General features: G+C 67.6%; 16 protein-coding genes and 2 tRNA genes. 6 read left to right on the top strand and 12 right to left on the bottom strand.

Annotated elements, in window-relative coordinates; translation table 11 throughout:
• Positions 1-12: 12 nt before the first annotated feature.
• Positions 13-690 (bottom strand): DUF6778 family protein, encoded by a 678-nt coding sequence (locus tag FOA17_RS14285; protein ID WP_203232332.1) that lies wholly within the window; start codon positions 688-690, stop codon positions 13-15.
• Positions 691-905: 215 nt separating this feature from the next.
• Between FOA17_RS14285 and edd the strand changes: the two genes are divergently transcribed.
• Together edd and eda are read left to right on the top strand one after the other, a co-directional pair.
• A complete protein-coding gene (gene edd / locus FOA17_RS14280) occupies positions 906-2,711 on the top strand; it encodes a phosphogluconate dehydratase (RefSeq protein ID WP_149142177.1) in 1,806 nt (601 codons plus the stop codon).
• Positions 2,712-2,732: 21 nt separating this feature from the next.
• Positions 2,733-3,374, top strand: coding sequence for a bifunctional 4-hydroxy-2-oxoglutarate aldolase/2-dehydro-3-deoxy-phosphogluconate aldolase (gene eda / locus FOA17_RS14275; protein WP_149142176.1), 642 nt, complete (start codon positions 2,733-2,735; stop codon positions 3,372-3,374).
• Between the two features lie 165 nt (positions 3,375-3,539).
• Here eda and FOA17_RS14270 read toward each other — a convergent pair whose 3' ends face one another.
• From FOA17_RS14270 to FOA17_RS14235, 9 genes are all read right to left on the bottom strand, one after another.
• On the bottom strand, positions 3,540-3,806 hold the full coding sequence (locus tag FOA17_RS14270) for a hypothetical protein (protein ID WP_149142175.1): 267 nt from the start codon (positions 3,804-3,806) through the stop codon (positions 3,540-3,542).
• Entirely contained in the window at positions 3,793-6,588 is a 2,796-nt protein-coding gene (locus FOA17_RS14265; RefSeq protein WP_149142174.1) for a [protein-PII] uridylyltransferase family protein, read from the bottom strand. Before FOA17_RS14265 ends, FOA17_RS14270 begins: the two co-directional genes overlap by 14 nt.
• Before the next feature lie 31 nt (positions 6,589-6,619).
• Entirely contained in the window at positions 6,620-7,312 is a 693-nt protein-coding gene (locus tag FOA17_RS14260; RefSeq protein ID WP_149142173.1) for a M48 family metallopeptidase, read from the bottom strand.
• 40 nt (positions 7,313-7,352) lie between these two features.
• Positions 7,353-7,952, bottom strand: coding sequence for a DedA family protein (locus FOA17_RS14255; protein ID WP_149142172.1), 600 nt, complete (start codon positions 7,950-7,952; stop codon positions 7,353-7,355).
• The gene (locus tag FOA17_RS14250) at positions 7,949-8,302 is read right to left on the bottom strand and encodes a hypothetical protein (RefSeq protein ID WP_149142171.1); all 354 of its coding nucleotides are present in this window, start codon (positions 8,300-8,302) and stop codon (positions 7,949-7,951) included. Before FOA17_RS14250 ends, FOA17_RS14255 begins: the two co-directional genes overlap by 4 nt.
• The gene (locus tag FOA17_RS14245) at positions 8,299-9,480 is read right to left on the bottom strand and encodes a vWA domain-containing protein (RefSeq protein ID WP_149142170.1); all 1,182 of its coding nucleotides are present in this window, start codon (positions 9,478-9,480) and stop codon (positions 8,299-8,301) included. The genes FOA17_RS14250 and FOA17_RS14245 overlap by 4 nt, the downstream gene beginning before the upstream one ends.
• 17 nt (positions 9,481-9,497) lie before the next feature.
• Positions 9,498-9,662 (bottom strand): hypothetical protein, encoded by a 165-nt coding sequence (locus FOA17_RS19935; RefSeq protein WP_203232331.1) that lies wholly within the window; start codon positions 9,660-9,662, stop codon positions 9,498-9,500.
• Positions 9,663-9,722: 60 nt separating this feature from the next.
• Positions 9,723-11,117 carry a DUF2927 domain-containing protein gene (locus FOA17_RS14240; protein ID WP_238991827.1) on the bottom strand — a complete coding sequence of 465 codons (1,395 nt, stop codon included), beginning with the start codon at positions 11,115-11,117 and terminating at the stop codon, positions 9,723-9,725.
• A gap of 776 nt (positions 11,118-11,893) precedes the next feature.
• Positions 11,894-12,733 carry an AAA family ATPase gene (locus FOA17_RS14235; protein ID WP_149142169.1) on the bottom strand — a complete coding sequence of 280 codons (840 nt, stop codon included), beginning with the start codon at positions 12,731-12,733 and terminating at the stop codon, positions 11,894-11,896.
• A 186-nt stretch (positions 12,734-12,919) separates the two neighbouring features.
• On the opposite strand from FOA17_RS14235, the gene dksA reads away from it, so the two are divergent.
• Positions 12,920-13,342 (top strand): RNA polymerase-binding protein DksA, encoded by a 423-nt coding sequence (dksA, locus tag FOA17_RS14230; RefSeq protein ID WP_149142168.1) that lies wholly within the window; start codon positions 12,920-12,922, stop codon positions 13,340-13,342.
• A 135-nt stretch (positions 13,343-13,477) separates the two neighbouring features.
• On the top strand, positions 13,478-14,668 hold the full coding sequence (locus tag FOA17_RS14225) for an FAD-dependent monooxygenase (protein ID WP_149142167.1): 1,191 nt from the start codon (positions 13,478-13,480) through the stop codon (positions 14,666-14,668).
• Between the two features lie 51 nt (positions 14,669-14,719).
• Here the strand turns inward: FOA17_RS14225 and FOA17_RS14220 are convergent.
• A tRNA-Gln gene (locus tag FOA17_RS14220) sits at positions 14,720-14,794 on the bottom strand.
• 113 nt (positions 14,795-14,907) lie between these two features.
• Positions 14,908-14,982 (bottom strand) — tRNA-Gln (locus tag FOA17_RS14215).
• Between the two features lie 101 nt (positions 14,983-15,083).
• Here FOA17_RS14215 and FOA17_RS14210 point away from each other — a divergent pair.
• Complete coding sequence (locus tag FOA17_RS14210; protein ID WP_149142166.1) at positions 15,084-16,256, top strand: BaiN/RdsA family NAD(P)/FAD-dependent oxidoreductase; 1,173 nt, start codon at positions 15,084-15,086, stop codon at positions 16,254-16,256.
• Positions 16,257-16,375: 119 nt separating this feature from the next.
• Positions 16,376-17,071, top strand: coding sequence for a ribulose-phosphate 3-epimerase (gene rpe / locus FOA17_RS14205; protein ID WP_149142165.1), 696 nt, complete (start codon positions 16,376-16,378; stop codon positions 17,069-17,071).
• The last annotated feature ends 50 nt before the right edge of the window (positions 17,072-17,121 follow it).

The raw sequence follows: 17,121 nt of genomic DNA, 5'->3' as shown, positions 1-17,121 counted from the left end.
CGAAAGGCCGGATCAGTAGATCGCGCCCACCGTCGCCGCCTGATGCGCCCCTTGCGAGGCCGGCGCCTCGGCGCCCAGGCCCGGCAATGCGACCGGCATCGACAATTCGCGGGCGATGACATCGGCCAGATGTTCGGTGATGACAACGCGCATCGTGCGGCCCATCTGCTCCTCGGCGATGGCGCGCGCCCCGCCCGAGCCCTTGACATCCGCGGTCACATGGCGCGGGCCGTCCAGCGGCAGGCCGGTTTGCAGATCGCGCACCGTCAGCACGAACTTGACCGAATGCACGCCGCCAAAGGTGTAGCGGGTCTTTTCGGTCAGCGAATGAAAGCGGGTGATCTCCACATCCAGGGCGACGGGGCGGCCGGAATGCATGGCGGCGGTGCCGCGGGTCAGGCCCTCTTCGATGATCGACTTGACCTGAAGGTGACGATCCCCCACGGGTTCGCCGCGCCAGACGATATCGGCCAGCGGGTAATACATGTTGGCCTCCGACACCCGCAGCTTGCCGGGCACCGAGACATTGATCTGCTGCACGTCATATTTCGGCACCATCACGGTGGGGCCGTTCTTGGTTGCGACGGAGAGCAACGCCTCTGATGTGGCGTTGCGGCTGACGCCGGCGCCGCAGGCGGCCAATCCGACACAGGAAACCAGAACCAAAAACACACGAATCGCTGCACGCATCTTGTCCTCCAGTTCTGGAACGCAGACGGGATCGAAGTTCTTGACGGCAGGATCGCCCCGGATCATGGCCAAATTTGGCTAATCATGCGTTAATGGCGGGGAATTCCCATGGCACGGCCGGTCGGCACCGAATTGCCGCCCTGGGCGTGCCGCAAGGGTTGTTAGCGCTAACGCAAGGTGCTAGAAATGCTGCAACCCAGTTGACGAGGCCCGCCATGACGCTCAATGCCACCATCGCCCGTGTGACCGACCGCATCCGCGCCCGCTCCGAAGGGCTGCGCGGCGACTATCTGGCGCGGATGCGCGCCGCGGCCGAGGCGGGACCGGCGCGCGGTCATCTGGCCTGTGGCAACCAGGCCCATGCCTATGCCGCCATGGCCGAGGACAAGGCCGCGCTGGCGGCGGGGCGCGTGCCCAATCTGGGCATCGTCACCGCCTATAACGACATGCTTTCAGCGCATCAGCCCTATGAGGATTACCCCAGGACGATCCGCGCCGCTGCCCGTGCGGCCGGGGCCACGGCGCAGGTGGCGGGCGGGGTGCCGGCCATGTGCGACGGCGTGACCCAGGGCCAGCCGGGGATGGAACTGTCGCTGTTCTCGCGCGATGTGATCGCGCTGGCGGCGGGGGTCGCGCTCAGCCACAACACCTTTGACGCGGCGCTCTACCTGGGCGTCTGCGACAAGATCGTGCCCGGGCTGATCATCGCCGCCGCGACCTTTTCACATATTCCCGCCGTCTTCGTGCCCGCCGGGCCGATGACCAGCGGTCTGCCCAATGACGAAAAGGCCAAGGTGCGCCAGCAATTCGCCACCGGCGAGGTCGGCCGCGACAAGCTGATGGAGGCCGAGATGGCCTCGTATCACGGCCCGGGCACCTGCACCTTTTACGGCACTGCCAATACCAATCAGATGCTGATGGAATTCATGGGCCTGCACCTGCCGGGTGCGAGCTTCGTGAACCCCGGCACCCCGCTGCGCGAGGCGCTGACCACAGCGGCGGTGGAGCGTGCCGCCGCGATCACCGCGCTTGGCAATGACTATCGCCCGGCGGGCGAGATCCTGGACGAACGCGCCTTCGTGAACGGGCTGGTCGGGCTGATGGCCACCGGCGGATCGACCAATCTGGTGCTGCACCTACCGGCCATGGCGCGGGCGGCGGGCATCGTGCTGGATCTGGAAGATTTCGCCGATATCTCGGACGTGGTGCCGCTGATGGCAAAGGTCTATCCCAATGGCCTCGCGGATGTGAACCATTTCCACGCCGCCGGGGGCCTGGGCTACATGATCGGCGAATTGCTGGATGCCGGGCTGCTGCATCCCGATGCCCGCACCGTGGCGGGGGACGGGCTTGACCTCTACCGGCAGGAACCGAAGCTGATCGACGGCAAGCTGGGCTGGCAGCCCGGCAGCGGCACCACGCTCAATGACCGGATCCTGCGCCCGGCAGGCGATGCCTTTGCCCGGACCGGCGGGCTCAAGCAGCTCAGCGGCAATCTGGGGCGCGGGGTGATCAAGGTCTCGGCCGTGGCGCCCGAACGCCATGTGATCGAGGCTCCGGCCCGCATCTTCCACGATCAGGACGCGGTGAAGGCCGCCTTCAAGCGCGGCGAATTCACCAGCGATACCGTGGTCGTCGTGCGGTTTCAGGGGCCGCGCGCCAATGGCATGCCCGAACTGCATTCGCTGACGCCCACCCTGTCGGTGCTTCAGGAACGCGGGCTGAAGGTCGCGCTGGTCACCGACGGGCGGATGTCGGGCGCCAGCGGCAAGGTGCCCGCCGCGATCCATGTCGCGCCCGAGGCCGCCATGGGCGGGCCGCTGGCCCGGCTGCGCGACGGCGATCTGGTGCGGCTCGACGCTGTGGCGGGCACGCTCAGCGTGCTGGCCGAGGATTTCGACCGCCGCGATCCGGTGACCGCCGATCTGTCGGGCAACAGCCACGGCATCGGCCGCGAGATGTTCGAAACCTTCCGCCGCAATGTCGGCAATGCGACCGAGGGCGCCTCGGTCCTGTTCTGATCCCATCCAAGGAATGACGCCATGACCCCGCAAGAAGCCTCCCGCCGTGCTGCCGAGATCTGCGCGCTGGCCCCGGTGATCCCGGTGCTGGTGCTGGAGGAGCTGGCCCATGCCAGACCGCTGGCCGAGGCACTGGTGAAAGGCGGGCTGCCGGTGCTGGAAGTGACGCTGCGCACGCCGGTCGCGCTCGACGTGATCCGCGTCATGGCCGAGGTGCCGGGCGGCGTGGTGGGGGCGGGCACGCTGCTTACTCCCGCCGATGTGAAGGCCGCAAAGGCCGCCGGCGCCACCTTCGGCGTCTCGCCCGGTGCGACCGACCGGCTGATCGACGCCTGCGAGGAACATGACCTGCCGCTGCTGGCGGGCGCCGCCACCTGTTCCGAGATCATGGCACTGCTGGAGCGCGGCTATACGGTGCAGAAATTCTTTCCCGCCGAGGCCAATGGCGGCGCCGCCGCGCTGGCCGCGATCGGCGCGCCGCTGCCGCAGGTCAGCTTTTGCCCCACGGGCGGCATCACGCTGGCCAAGGCGCCGGACTATCTCAAGCTGAAGAACGTCATGTGCTGCGGCGGCAGCTGGGTCGCGCCCAAGGCGCTGATGCAGGCCGGCGATTGGGACGGCATCGTGACGCTCGCCGCCGAGGCCGCCGCGCTGCCGCGCTGACCCGTCGCAGGGGGGCTGTCTGCCCCCCACGGCCCTTCGGGCCTCCCCCCGAGGATATTTGTGAACAGATGAAGGGCAAGACGCGTTTCCGCCCTTCATCTGTTCCCAAATATCCTCAGGGGGTGAATGGCCGTGAGGCCAGAGGGGGCGCGAGCGCCCCCTTTTTCAGGATGCCTGCCGCCCCATGCGCCCGCCCCGGCGGCGTGGTGCGGGCGGGGCCGCTAGCGCCGCGGTCAGCACGGCGGTCATCGGGTGGTCGTCCTGGCCGGGGCCGTAATGGCCCAGCAGCGTGGTCAGCGCGGTGGGGCTGTCGGGGGTGGCCAGGCTCAGCGCCCAGTCGATGAAGATCGACTTGCATTCCGCCTCGGTGATGCCCTCGATCCGGTAGCTTTCGCGCACCAGCCCCTTGGGGTCCGCCTCACTCAGTTGCATCCGCCCCTCCCAGATGGGTTTCGATCACCGCCCGTGCCGCCGCCGCCGCCTGCGCGACCTGTTGCGACAGCGTCGCCGCATCCGCCGCACCGGTTTCGCGCACCAGAAAGGCCCGCGCGCCTTCGCCCAGCGTGGCGGGGTCGAGGCCCCGATCGCCGAGCAGGCGGCTTGCGCATTGCAGGCGCCAGAGCAGCCTGTAGCTTTCAAGCAGGGTCTTCTCGTCGGAAACCGACATTTCGCCGCCCTTCACGCCGGCGCGCAATTGCTGTTCCAGCCGCCTTGACGGATCGGCCACCCGCAGGCAGCCGGTCTGCGCCATGAGTTCGATATCCATGATCCGGCCCGGGCCGTTCTTGCCATCCCAGGCGCCCGAGGCAGGTTTCGCGGCCTGAAGCCGGCGGCGCATGTCGGCCACATCGGCGATCACCTGCGCGCCGCCTGCCTTGGCCGCCAGCACCGCGCGCCGGACCTGTTCGACATCCGCCGCCAGATCGGGATCGCCCGCCAGCACCCGGGCGCGGGTGAGCGCGAGATGTTCCCAGGTCCAGGCCTCGTCCATCTGATAGTTGCGAAAGCTGGTGATCGAGGTCGCCACCGGCCCTTGCCGCCCCGAGGGGCGCAGCCGCATATCCACCTCATAGAGCCGGCCCTCGGCGGTTTGCGCCGTCATCGCGGTGACCATGGCCTGTGTCAGCCGGGCGAAATAGGGCCGGATCGCCAGCGGCTTTGGCCCCTCGGACATTTCGGCATCCGCGGGGTCGTAGATCATGATCAGGTCGAGATCCGAGCCCGCATTCAGCCGCCCGGCGCCCAGGCTGCCCATCGACAGCACCACCGCGCCGCGCCCCGGCTGCGGCCCGTGCTTGCGGGCGAATTCGTCGCAGACCACGGGCCAGAGCGCGGAGACCACCGCCTCGGCCAGATCGGCATAGGATTTCCCGGCCTCGAAGGCGTCGATCAGCCCGCGCAGGTGATGCACCCCCACCCGGAAATGCCATTCCTTCATCCAGCGGCGCGCGGCATCCAGCTTGCGTTCGTAATCGGGCAGGGCGGCCATCACCGCGTACAGGTCGGCGCGCAGATGCGGCGTGCCGGGCCAGGGCGCCCAGAAACTGCCGCCGATCACCGCATCCAGCACCGAGGCATTGCGCGACAGGTAGCGCGCCAGTTCCGGCGCGGTGCTGGCAATATCGACGATCAGGTCGATCAGCACCGGATTGGCCTCGAACAGCGCGAAAAGCTGCACGCCGGCGGGCAGGCCGGCCAGGAACCCGTCCAGCGCCAGCAGCGCCTCATCGGGGTTGGCGGCCTTTTGCAGCGCCTGAAGCAGGGTGGGGCGCAGCCGCTTGAAGATCTGCACCGCGCGTTCCGACCGCAGCGCCGGATAATTGCGCCAGTTTTCCACGATGGCGCGGGCGCTGTCGGAAAGGTCTGGCCCCTCGGCCGCCGCGCCGGGGGCAAAGAAGCCCTCGGTCAGCGTATCGGTGCGGGTCAGCCGGTCGAGCAGATCGGCGCGGAACCGCGCCACATCGCCCGCGCCGCAAAAGGCCGCGATCCGGGCGATGCCTTCGGGGCTGGCCGGCATGTCATGGGTCTGCTGATCCTGCACCATTTGCAGCCGGTGTTCGATCTCGCGATGCGCGCGGTAAAGATCGGTCAGTTCATCGGCAATGGCGGGCGGCACCCAGCCCTTTGCCGCCAGTGCCGCAAGGCCGCCGACGGTGGTGCGGTCGCGCAGTTCCGGGTCGCGCCCCCCGGCGATCAGCTGCCGGGTCTGGGTAAAGAACTCGATCTCGCGGATGCCGCCCTGGCCGAGCTTCATGTTATGCCCCTCCAGCACGATCGGGCCGTGCAAGCCGCGATGGTCGCGGATGCGCAGGCGCATGTCATGGGCATCCTGGATCGCCACGAAATCCAGATGCTTGCGCCAGACAAAGGGGGTCAGCGTCTTGAGAAACCGCGCCCCCGCCGCCAGATCGCCCGCCGCGGGCCGCGCCTTGATATAGGCCGCGCGTTCCCAGGTGCGGCCCTGCGCCTCGTAATAGGCTTCGGCCGCCGCCATGGAGATGCAGACCGGCGTCACGCTGGCATCGGGGCGCAGCCGCAGGTCGGTGCGGAAGACATAGCCCTCGGCGGTGATGTCCGACAGCAGGGCGGCCATCTTGCGGGTGACGCGGATGAAGGCCGCGCGCGCCTCTTGCCAGTCTGTGCCGTAGCGATCTTGGTCGAAGAGGCAGATCAGGTCGATATCGGAGGAATAGTTCAGCTCGCGCGCGCCTCCCTTGCCCATGGCAAGCGCGACCATGCCGCCGGCGATGGCCGCATCGTCGGGCGTGGCGCCGGGCAGTTTGCCGCGCCGGATCTCGTCGGCTACCAGGGTTTTCAGCGCAAGATCCACCGCCAGATCCGCCAGATCGGACAGTGCGCCGGTCACCATCTCCAGCGGCCAGACCCCGCCCAGATCGGCCAGCCCGGTCAGGAGCGCGACGCGCCGCTTGCCTTGCCGCAGACCCGAGGCCAGCGCATCGGGCGGCAGCGCTGCGAGGCGGTCGAACTCCGCCGTCAGCGCGGTTTCCGGCGCCGCCGACAGCGCGGCGCGCAGCCAGTCGGCCTCTTTCTCCATCAGCCCCTTGAGATAGGGCGAACAGCCGGCCGTGCCCGCGATCAGATCGCCCAGTTCGGGGGCCAGATCGGCGAAACGCAGGCGCGCATCCTGCCCGGCGGCGGCATCGAAGGGCAGGGGCGAACGGCGAAGACGGGGGGCGAAAGCGGCATGGGTCATGGCGCGACCTTGGCCGGGCCGCGCGCCGGCGTCAACGGGCCTCGGCGTCGTGCCAGCGGGCCTCGTTCGCCTCGATCGCGGCGATCCGCTCGGCCAGCGGCGGATGCGACATCAGCCAGGCCGCGCCGCTTTCGCGGGTGCCGGTCAACGCGCCCAGCTTTTGAAACAGGCTGCGCTGCGGCGCGGTGCCGATGCCCGCCTTGATCAGCAGCGCCGAGGCATAGGCATCGGCCTCGAATTCATCCTTGCGCGACATCCGCGCCATCAGGGCGCCGGCAATCGCATTGGCGATGAACACGCCCAGAAACGGCACGAAGCGCGACAGAAAGGCCGTGAGCAGCACAAAGACCGCATTCGCCCCGGTAAAGTCGATCATCCGCCGGCGGGTATGGCCAAGCGCCACATGGCCCAGCTCATGCGCGATCACCGCGCCCAGTTCATCGGCACTGACCGCGCCGGCGCGGTATTTGCGCAACAACCCCTCGGTCAGGAAGATCCGCCCGTCGGGGGCGGCAAGGCCGTTCACCGGCTCCACGTCAAAGACATGCACCCGGATCGCCGGCAGGTCGAGCGCCCGGGCCAGCCGCCCCGCCACCGCCAGAATGCCCGGGTCGCGCAGCGGGCGCGACTTCTCGTCCAGCATCCGATGCGTCCGCCAGACCGAGAAGCGATACATCAGCAAAGCATAGGCCAGCGCCAGCAGAATGGGGGCAAGTTTCAGCATGGCGTCGATATGGGGCCGCGGGCGGGGCAGGGCAAGCGGCTCATCCAGCCTGCCTTTCGCGCCGCGCCAGGGTCAGCAGCCACCAACCCAGCAGGATCACCGCCGTGCCGGTTGCGACCAGCCCCAGCACCGATCCCAGCATGTCGGAGGCCGCGGTCAGATTGCCGCCCGCCGCGCGGCCGGCCATGACATAGAGCCCACACCAGACCGCCTCGCCCGCGATGCCCCAGAAGGTGAAGACCCCCCAGTTCTGCCGCATCGCCCCGCCGATCACGTTCACATAAGGCCCGAGCGGCGAAAACAGCCAGCGCGACAGGAACACCGCCAGCGCGCCCCGGCGCGCGATCAGCGCCCGTGCGCGACCGATCAGCGCGGCGCGGGGGCCGGTGCCGATCCGGTCCACCAGGGCCGCCCCGCCGCGCCGCCCGACCAGAAAGCCGAACTGGTCGCCCATCACCGCCCCGCTCAGGGCGGCCGCGATCACCTGCCACAGCACCAGATCGCCCGAGGCGGCAAAGCCCCCCGCCGCCAGCATGATGATCGAAGCCGGGATCGGCAGCGCCAGACAGGAACAGAAGGTGGTCAGCGCGATCAGCCAGAGCCCGTAGACCGGCACAAGGCCCAGCAGCCATTCAGTCACGGCTGCCCCCCGCCCGCCGCGCGTTCGGCGCGCATCTCGGCCACGGTGCGTTCGACCAGCGCGATCACCTCGGCGACCGCGATGCCCCGTTCGTCGGCGATCTGTTGCAGGGTCTTGGGATGGCCGGATTCAGGCACCGGCAGATCGGCGCGCGCGTCGATCTCGCGCGGGGGCAGGCCCCAGCTGCGCCCGACATAGCCGATGGTCATCCAGGGCTGCACCGCCTCGTTGCGATGCTGCGACCAATAGACGGTCTGCACCACCAGCCGCCCCGCAAAGAACAGCGCCGCACACAGCGCCAGCGTGAAGGCCGCGACCAAAACGGGGTGGCGCCGGGCAAGTCCGATCATCGCAGCTCCTTGATCCCGCGGGCGATGCCCTCCAGCGTCATCGGCACCATGCGCCCGCCAAAGATGTCCTGGACCAGCCGGGTGGAATAAGTGTGGCGCCAATGATCCTCGCGCACCGGGTTGATCCACAGATGGTTCGGCCATTGCGCGCAGACCCGTTCCAGCCAGACCTGGCCCGCCTCGGGGTTCCAGTGTTCATTGGCGCCGCCCGGGTGCAGGATCTCATAGGGCGACATCGCGGCATCGCCGACAAAGATCGCCTTGTAATCCGGCCCGTAGCTGCGCAGCACCTCCCATGTCGGGGTCTGCTCGTTCCAGCGGCGGCGGTTGTCGGTCCAGACGCCTTCGTAAAGGCAATTGTGGAAATAGAAATGCCGCAGATGCTTGAACTCGGATTTCGCGGCGCTGAACAATTCGTCCATCACGCGGATATAGGGGTCCATGCTGCCGCCGACATCGAGAAACAGCAGCACCTTCACGGCATTGCGCCGCTCGGGCCGGGTCTGCACATCCAGCCAGCCATGATCGGCGGTGGCGCGGATCGTGCCCTCCAGATCCAGTTCCTCCGCCGCGCCGTCGCGGGCCCAGCGGCGCAGCCTGCGCAATGCAACCTTGATGTTGCGGGTGCCCAGTTCGACCGTGTCGTCAAGGTTGCGGAACTCGCGCTTGTCCCAGACCTTGACCGCGCGCTGATGGCGGCTTTGATCCTGACCGATGCGCACGCCTTCGGGGTTGTAGCCATAGGCGCCAAAGGGCGAGGTGCCGGCGGTGCCCACCCATTTGTTGCCGCCCTGATGGCGCCCCTTCTGTTCGGCCAGCCGCTGCTTCAGCGTCTCCATCAGCTTGTCGAAACCGCCAAGCGCCTCGATCTGCGCCTTTTCCTCGGGGGTCAGGTGCTTTTCGGCCAGCTTGGCAAGCCAGTCGCCCGGGAGGTCGATCGCCTCCAGCACGGCGGCATCGCTGATGGTTTCCAGACCGCGAAACGCCTCGGCAAAGGCGCGGTCGAAACGGTCGAGATGGCGCTCATCCTTTACCAGCGCGGTGCGGGCAAGGTAATAGAACCCCTCGGCGTCATGCGTCACAAGACCGGCGGCCAGCCCCTCCAGAAAGCCCAGATATTCGCGCAGCGTCACCGGAACGCCGCCGCGCCGCAGGGTTTCGAAAAAGGGCAGGAACATCGCGCGCCCTCCGCCGGTCAGATCATGCGGGCGATGACGATCGTGACGATCAGCCCGATCACCGCGAAGAGGATGGCAAAGCCCGCGCCCCATTGCGCCATGTCCAGCCCGCTGCCGCCATGGTGGCGCGCCCGCAGCACGCCCAGTAATGCCCCGAAAATTGCGGCGGTGATGACGATCATCCTGTCTTCCTCACGCGGCGGCCCGCAGCCGGGCCGCCCTTGCGCGGGGCCGACCTGGTGTCAGCCCCGGATTGCCATGCTCAGCCGCGACGGGCTCAGGGCGGAGATGTCGCGCTGACGGGCCCGGGTCACGGCGTCGGAACCGAAGCCATAGCGCGCCCAGGGCGCACTGTCGAGCCGCACCGCCCGCGCCGCGGCCTTGTCGCCCGCCAGATCAAGCGCCTGGCCCTTGATCATCAGGATCGTCGCCAGCAGCGAGGCGTTTTCCGCCCGGCGCACGGCCGGAATGGCGCGATCGGCAAAGGCCACCGCCTGATCGGGGCGCCCCTGGCTGAGCGCGAGCGCGGCAAGTTGCATGTCCACATGCGCGGCCTGAACCTGCGCGCCGGGCAGGGCGCGCCAGATGCGCGCGGCCTGGCCAAAGGCCTGGGCTGCCACGACCGGATCCTGGCCGATATTCAGCCGCCCCACGGCGAACCACGAAAAGGCAAGGCGGGAATCGCTCCAGCCCTGGGCCTGCGCGATCTGAAGCGCGCGTTGCGCCGCCGCCCTTTTCGCGCCGGCCCCGCCCGAAGCGCCAAGCGCCAGTTCCATCGACTTGACCCAGGCCGGCGGGGTGCGCCCGCCGCTATGGCTGCGCCCGGTGCCACCGCCCGGGTTCATCTGCGCAAGCAGTCCCGGCAGCGCGGCGGCCACCTGCGCCTGCGTCATGCCCGAACGCAGTTGCGGGCTGTAATGCAGGCGCAGCACCAGCATGTCGAAACTGGTCAGCACGGTGTGGAAGTTGTCGTCGTTGAACACGCTGTCGGGCAGTTGATACAGGTCGTTCAGCGGGCCCATGGCCTGCGCGAGTTCCTCATGCAGGCAATCGCGAATCTCTTGCGGGCTGGCATCCGAGGGGGCAAAGACCGCGGCCTTGCGCCGCTCGCGCACCGAGCCCCAATCCAGCAGGCCGGTGCCGCGCGCCGCGCGCAACTCCTCCAGCGAGGACACATTGGGCATCACGAAACAGGCCACATTGGCATAGGTCGCACGGATCACCCGGCGCGGCACGAAGACCACATTGATCGCCGCCTCGCCGCCGGTCTGGCTGACATTGATGCCCGCCTCATTGCGGAATCGCGTCAGAAGACGACTGAGATCGGCCTGGGCCGAGGGCGGCACCTGGCCGCGCAGCGCCACGGTGATCGGCCCCTCGAAACGGGTCAGGACGGGCAGGGGGCGCCCGCTTTCCATGCGGAATTCCAGATCCATGAAATCCTGCGCGATTTCGGTATTCGAGCGCTGAACCCGGCCGGGCGTGGTGGCGGCAAAGGCCGGCCCCGGCAGGCTGGTCGGCGCCGCCGCCGTCGCATCGCGCGGGCGGTTCATCGACACCTGGGCGGCGTCATGCGGGTTCGATCCGGGCGCGCAGGCGCTCAGCAGCGAAAGGGTAAGGAGTGCGGCAAGACGCATGGGTTGGCAGCCCCGGGATTGCAGTATTTCAGGTATCGGAACGACCGGCCGAGCAGACCGGGCCGGTCATTCCGCGGGTGAGATGCGCCCCGCACCAGGCCCGGCCGCGATGCCCCCGCATCGCGACAAGGCCGGTCCGGCCGCAGGAAATGGCGCCGCCGCGCAGCCCCGTCACGCTCCCCCAGAGACGTGCCGGGCGCGGTTGCGCCAAGGGTAGACGACGCGGCTGCGTCGTGGCGGGCAGGGGCGGGCCATGGCGTTTGTCCGGCCCCCGCCGGACCGCCATGTCGCCCCGCATGCCCCACAAGGCCGCATCCGCGCAGATCCGACCCGCCCGGTGCCGCCGCAGAAACGGCGCCGGATGCCCGGGGCGCGGCCGCATGGCCCGCCTTGAGGCAAGGGGAAAAGATCATCGCTCGGGTTGCCTGTCCTTGTGGTTGACGCGTTCCAGGACGCCAGTCCAAGGGAACGCCGCCCCATGTCAGGAGAGCGGCACGATTGTGTCAATCTCTGGAATCGCGCCCCCTGCGCGGCGGCACCATCCATCGTGCTCGGCCGCCTTGATCATGCCAGATTTGGGGCGGGAATCTCACGCATTGTTTCCGATTATTTCAGAATAAGCGAGTTTCGTGAACACATTGTGGCTGAAATGTGGCCAATTCAAGGCGGGCCGCCCGAATCTGCGAAACCGATTCCCGGTGAAAGCACAACGGCTTGCCACCCGAAGTTCAATCAACAGCCTGTTTCGGATCGCGCAACAACCCGCCCCGCCGCGCCTAGCCGCGCCCGCGCGCCATGAAGGCCAGCCGCTCGAACAGATGCACGTCCTGTTCGTTCTTCAACAGCGCCCCATGCAGCCGCGGCAGCAGGGTCTTGCCATCCCGCTTGAGGTCTTCGGGCCCCAGATCCTCGGCCAGCAGCAGCTTCAGCCAGTCCAGCACCTCGGAGGTGGAGGGCTTTTTCTTCAGCCCCGGCGTTTCGCGGATCTCGAAGAACTGCGTCAGGGCGGTGGTCAGCAGCGCCGCCTTGATGCCGGGGAAATGCACCTCGACAATGGCGCGCAGCGTGTCGATGTCGGGAAAGCGGATATAGTGAAAGAAACAGCGCCGCAGAAAGGCGTCGGGCAGTTCCTTTTCATTGTTCGAGGTGATGATGACCACCGGACGCTGCCGCGCGCGGATCGTCTCGCCGGTCTCATAGACGTGAAACTCCATCCGGTCGAGTTCCTGGAGCAGGTCATTGGGAAACTCGATATCGGCCTTGTCGATCTCGTCGATCAAGAGGACGACGCGGCCCTCGGCCTCGAAGGCCTGCCAGAGCTTGCCCTTGCGGATGTAGTTCTTCACATCATGCACCCGCGCCTCGCCCAGCTGGCTGTCGCGCAGCCGGCTGACGGCATCGTATTCATAAAGACCCTGCTGCGCCTTGGTGGTGGACTTGATGTTCCATTCCAGCATCGGCATCCCCAGGCTCTCGGCCACCTGGCGCGCCAGTTCGGTCTTGCCGGTGCCCGGCTCACCCTTGACCAGAAGCGGGCGTTGCAGCGCGACAGCGGCATTGACCGCGACCGCCAGATCGTCCGAGGCGATGTAGCTGGAGGTGGAGCTGAACTTCATTCTGACCGGCGCCTTCTGCAATCTGTGGTGGGCAGACCCTAGTCCCCCTACGAAATCGGCGCAACGACAAGTGAGGTCGCTGGGTGACAAGGGCTAGTGACAAGGGGTCAGAGTTCCGGTAGAGGAACGCCACCAGACGCGCCGGCCAGGCCCGGGTCGGCGCAGTCGCAGAAGTGGAGTGCTGCGATGAAGGCCGAGACCTTTCTTCCTGACGATTATCGCCCCGCGGAAGGCGAACCTTTCATGAATGACCGGCAGCTGGAATATTTCCGCCGCAAGCTGCTGACCTGGAAACAGGAACTTCTGGATCAGAGCGCCGAGACCCTCGACAATCTGACCGACAGCGCCCGCAACGTGCCCGATCTGGCCGACCGCGCAAGCGAGGAGACCGACCGCGCGCTGGAACTGCGCACCCGCGACCGCCAGCGCAAGCTGATCGGCAAGATCGACTCGGCGCTGCGCCGGATCGAGAATGGCGAATACGGCTATTGCGAGGTGACCGGCGAGCCGATCAGCCTCAAGCGGCTGGATGCGCGCCCGATCGCCACCATGACGCTGGAGGCACAGGAACGCCACGAGCGCCGCGAAAAGGTGCATCGCGAGGATTGAGGCCGCGGGCCGCCCCGTCGCGCGACCTTGGGCCGCAGGCGGGGAAAGGGGGCGACGGTTGCGCGCCCCGGTGAAATGACGGCAGGCTGAGCCGGGCCCTCGCGCCCGGCTTTTGCATATCGGAAAGGCAGGCGCATGGGCAGGCTGGCAGGGCGGGAGATCACGGTTCTGGGGGCAGGGGTCGCGGGGCTGGCGCTGGCCCGGGCACTGGCGCTGCGGGGTGCCCAGGTCACCGTGCTGGAACAGGCCGCCGCCATCCGCGAGGTGGGGGCGGGCTTGCAGATCACCCCCAACGGCGCCGCGGTGCTGCGCGCGCTTGGCCTGGGCACCGCGCTGGACGCGGCGACGATGCGCGCCCGGGCGGTCGAACTGCGCGACGGGCGCGATGGCAGTCTTGTCCTGCGCATGGATCTCGCGCGGCATCGCCCCGATCTGGCCTGGCACCTGACGCATCGCGCCGATCTGATCGACCTTCTGGCCGAGGGCGCCCGCGCCGCCGGGGTGCAGGTGCGCCTGCTGCAAAAGGTGCGCGAGATCGACCTTTCCGGCCCCGTGCCGCGCCTGACCACCGCGCAGGGGGCCGAACTGTCACCCGCGATCGTGCTGGGGGCGGACGGGCTGCATTCACCGCTGCGCGCGGCACTCAAAGGCAAGGTGGCACCGTTCTTCACCCGCCAAGTCGCCTGGCGCGCGGTGATCCCGGCCGAGCCGGGCGCGGTCCCCGTGGCCGAGGTGCATATGGGCGCGGGCCGGCATCTGGTCAGCTATCCGCTGCGCGAAGGTCGCCTGCGCAACCTCGTCGCCGTCGAGGAGCGCAATCAATGGGTCGAGGAGGGCTGGAACCTGCCCGACGATCCGCTGGCCCTGCGCCTTGCCTTCGAAGGCTTTGGCCCCCGCGTGCGCGGCTGGCTGGAGCAGGTCGATCAGCTCTGGCTCTGGGGCCTGTTCCGTCACCCCGTCGCCGAGATCTGGGGCCGCGCGCTGCCCGGTGGCATGGTCGCACTGCTGGGCGATGCCGCGCATCCGACGCTGCCCTTTCTGGCACAGGGCGCGAATATGGCACTGGAAGACGCCTGGGTTCTGGCAGATCTGCTGGACCGGATGGGCCCGGGCGCCGAGATGGTGGCCGCCTATCAGGCCACCCGTGCCCCGCGTTGCCGCCGCATCGTGGAGGCCGCGAACCGCAACGCCCGCGCCTACCACCTTTCGGGACTCAGCAGGGGTGTCGCGCATCTGGGCCTGCGGATCGGCGGCCGCCTCGCACCGGGGCTGCCGCTGTCGCGCTTTGACTGGCTGCACGGGTTCGATGTGACCGTATCGGCGTGATGCAGATACCGCTTCACTGACCGTCGCGCCGCAGGAAATTCTTAGGATTCTTGGCTGGGGCGCTAGGATTCGAACCTAGGTATGGCGGTACCAAAAACCGCTGCCTTACCACTTGGCGACGCCCCAACCGTGCGGCGGTATGTAGCGAAGGCAGGGGGGATGCGCAAGCGGAAAAATGCGGCGAAACGCGCGAAAAACGCACAAGCTGTGGCGCGCAGGTCTTTGAATTATATGGGATTTGGCTGGGGCGCTAGGATTCGAACCTAGGTATGGCGGTACCAAAAACCGCTGCCTTACCACTTGGCGACGCCCCAACCGTGCGGCGGTATTTAGCCGAGCGCTCCGGGCACCGCAAGAGCGATTTTCACGCCCATTCGCCGCTGGCGGCGGGCCGGGGCGCGGGGTAAGCAGGGGCATGACATATGATGTGGTGATCCTGGGCGCCGGCGCGGCCGGCATGATGGCGGCGATCGAGGCCGGGCGGCGCGGGCGGCGGGTGCTGGTGATCGACCATGCCCGGGCAGCGGGCGAAAAGATTCGCATCTCCGGCGGCGGGCGCTGCAATTTCACCAATCTCGACATCCGTCCCGAATGCTTTTTATCGCAGAACCCGCGCTTTGCGCTTTCGGCGCTGAAACGCTTTACCCAATGGGATTTCATCGCCCGCGTGGATGCGGCAGGGATCGCCTGGCACGAAAAGACGCTGGGGCAGCTGTTCTGCGACGGATCCGCGCGCGAGATCGTGGCGATGCTGCTGCGCCAGATGGAGGAATTCGGCGTAACGCTCTGGCTGGAAACGGAAATCCGTTCTGTCACCCAAGCGCGCGGCTTTGTCGTGGAGACCAGCCGAGGCCCGGTTACCGGCGCGGCGCTCTGCGTGGCGACAGGGGGCAAGTCGATCCCCAAGATGGGGGCGACCGGGCTGGGCTATCAGATCGCGCAGCAATTCGGCCTGCCGCTGACTGAAACGCGGCCGGGTCTGGTGCCGCTGACGCTCGCGGAACAGGTGCTGGAGCCGCTGAGGCCACTGGCCGGAACCGCCGTGCAGGGCCGCGCGAGCTGTGGCCGGCAAGGCTTTGACGAGGCAGTTCTTTTTACCCATCGGGGCCTGTCTGGCCCGGCGATCCTGCAAATCAGTTCCTATTGGCGCGAGGGCGATGTGCTGCATCTCGATCTTGCGCGCGGGCAGGATGCGGCGGCGCTGCTGCGCGATCTGCGGGGGCGCGAAGGGCGCATCGCCTTGCGCAGCGCGCTGGCGCGGCTGCTGCCGGAAAAGCTGGCCCGGCATCTGGAAACTGTCAGCGGCTTGCAGGGCAATCTCGCGGATCAGTCCAATGCGCGGCTCGACGGGCTGGCGCGGCTGGTGCATGACTTTGCGATCACGCCGGTCGGCAGCGAAGGTTATCGCACCGCAGAGGTGACACTGGGCGGCATCAGCACCGAGGCGCTCGACGCGCGCACGATGCAGGCCAAGGCGGTGCCGGGGCTCTATTTCATCGGTGAGGTGGTGGATGTGACAGGCTGGCTGGGGGGCTATAACTTCCAATGGGCCTGGTCCTCGGGATGGGCGGCGGGCCAGGTGATGTAAGTCCGATAATCAATATTATGTAATGCAATTGATGCGTGACGGCTGAAAAACGGCGTCCCCCTTGCCAATGGGACGTGAAATCGGGCAAAGAGCCTGCATCCCATGACATGAGGCAACCCATGACCTTCTCGCGTGCCATCAAGATCGCCCCGTCGATCCTGTCTGCCGATTTCGCCAATTTCGGCGCGGAATGCGAAGCGATCGAGGCGCAAGGTGCCGATTGGGTCCATGTCGATGTGATGGACGGGCATTTCGTGCCGAATATCACTTTTGGGCCAAGCACTTGCGCGGCGATCCGCAAGCACATCAAGGGCGTTATGGATGTGCATCTGATGATCGCCCCGGTCGATCCCTATATCGACGCCTTCGCGCAGGCCGGCGCCGATGTCATCACCGCGCATCTGGAGGCCGGGCCGCATATCCACCGCACGCTGCAAGCGATCCGCGCCCATGGCATCAAGGCGGGTCTCGCGCTCAATCCCGCGACCGGGCTGGACAGCCTGCCTTATCTGCTCGACATGGTGGACCTGATCTGCGTCATGACGGTGAACCCGGGCTTTGGCGGGCAGAAATTCATTCATTCCCAAGTGGATAAGGTGCGTTCCTTGCGTGCCATGATCGGGGATCGCCCGATCCATATCGAAATCGACGGCGGCGTGACCCCGGAAACCGCGCCGCTGGTGGCGGCGGCGGGCGCCGATGTGCTGGTCGCCGGTTCGGGCGTGTTCAAGGGCGGGTCGGTGACCGATCCCGCGCCCTATGGCGTCAATATCCGCGCCATCCGCGCGGCGGCCGAAGCGGCCCTGCCCCGCTGAACATATATTCAATACTTGAAATATGTAGCAACGCAGGCTAGCTCTGACTG

The sequence above is a fragment of the Gemmobacter caeruleus genome (assembly GCF_008271655.1).
Taxonomy (GTDB): Bacteria; Pseudomonadota; Alphaproteobacteria; order Rhodobacterales; family Rhodobacteraceae; genus Gemmobacter; species Gemmobacter caeruleus.
Note: the sequence above shows the minus strand (reverse complement) of the source record. Positions and strands in the feature narration are given on the sequence as shown.

Bases quoted from the DNA above. Each gene is read 5' to 3' on its own strand.
- FOA17_RS14285 (WP_203232332.1), bottom strand. From the start codon at position 690: ATGCGTGCAGCGATTCGTGTGTTTTTGGTTCTGGTTTCCTGTGTCGGA.
- edd (WP_149142177.1), top strand. From the start codon at position 906: ATGACGCTCAATGCCACCATCGCCCGTGTGACCGACCGCATCCGCGCC.
- eda (WP_149142176.1), top strand. From the start codon at position 2,733: ATGACCCCGCAAGAAGCCTCCCGCCGTGCTGCCGAGATCTGCGCGCTG.
- FOA17_RS14270 (WP_149142175.1), bottom strand. From the start codon at position 3,806: ATGCAACTGAGTGAGGCGGACCCCAAGGGGCTGGTGCGCGAAAGCTAC.
- FOA17_RS14265 (WP_149142174.1), bottom strand. From the start codon at position 6,588: ATGACCCATGCCGCTTTCGCCCCCCGTCTTCGCCGTTCGCCCCTGCCC.
- FOA17_RS14260 (WP_149142173.1), bottom strand. From the start codon at position 7,312: ATGCTGAAACTTGCCCCCATTCTGCTGGCGCTGGCCTATGCTTTGCTG.
- FOA17_RS14250 (WP_149142171.1), bottom strand. From the start codon at position 8,302: ATGATCGGACTTGCCCGGCGCCACCCCGTTTTGGTCGCGGCCTTCACG.
- FOA17_RS14245 (WP_149142170.1), bottom strand. From the start codon at position 9,480: ATGTTCCTGCCCTTTTTCGAAACCCTGCGGCGCGGCGGCGTTCCGGTG.
- FOA17_RS19935 (WP_203232331.1), bottom strand. From the start codon at position 9,662: ATGATCGTCATCACCGCCGCAATTTTCGGGGCATTACTGGGCGTGCTG.
- FOA17_RS14240 (WP_238991827.1), bottom strand. From the start codon at position 11,117: ATGCGTCTTGCCGCACTCCTTACCCTTTCGCTGCTGAGCGCCTGCGCG.
- FOA17_RS14235 (WP_149142169.1), bottom strand. From the start codon at position 12,733: ATGAAGTTCAGCTCCACCTCCAGCTACATCGCCTCGGACGATCTGGCG.
- dksA (WP_149142168.1), top strand. From the start codon at position 12,920: ATGAAGGCCGAGACCTTTCTTCCTGACGATTATCGCCCCGCGGAAGGC.
- FOA17_RS14225 (WP_149142167.1), top strand. From the start codon at position 13,478: ATGGGCAGGCTGGCAGGGCGGGAGATCACGGTTCTGGGGGCAGGGGTC.
- FOA17_RS14210 (WP_149142166.1), top strand. From the start codon at position 15,084: ATGACATATGATGTGGTGATCCTGGGCGCCGGCGCGGCCGGCATGATG.
- rpe (WP_149142165.1), top strand. From the start codon at position 16,376: ATGACCTTCTCGCGTGCCATCAAGATCGCCCCGTCGATCCTGTCTGCC.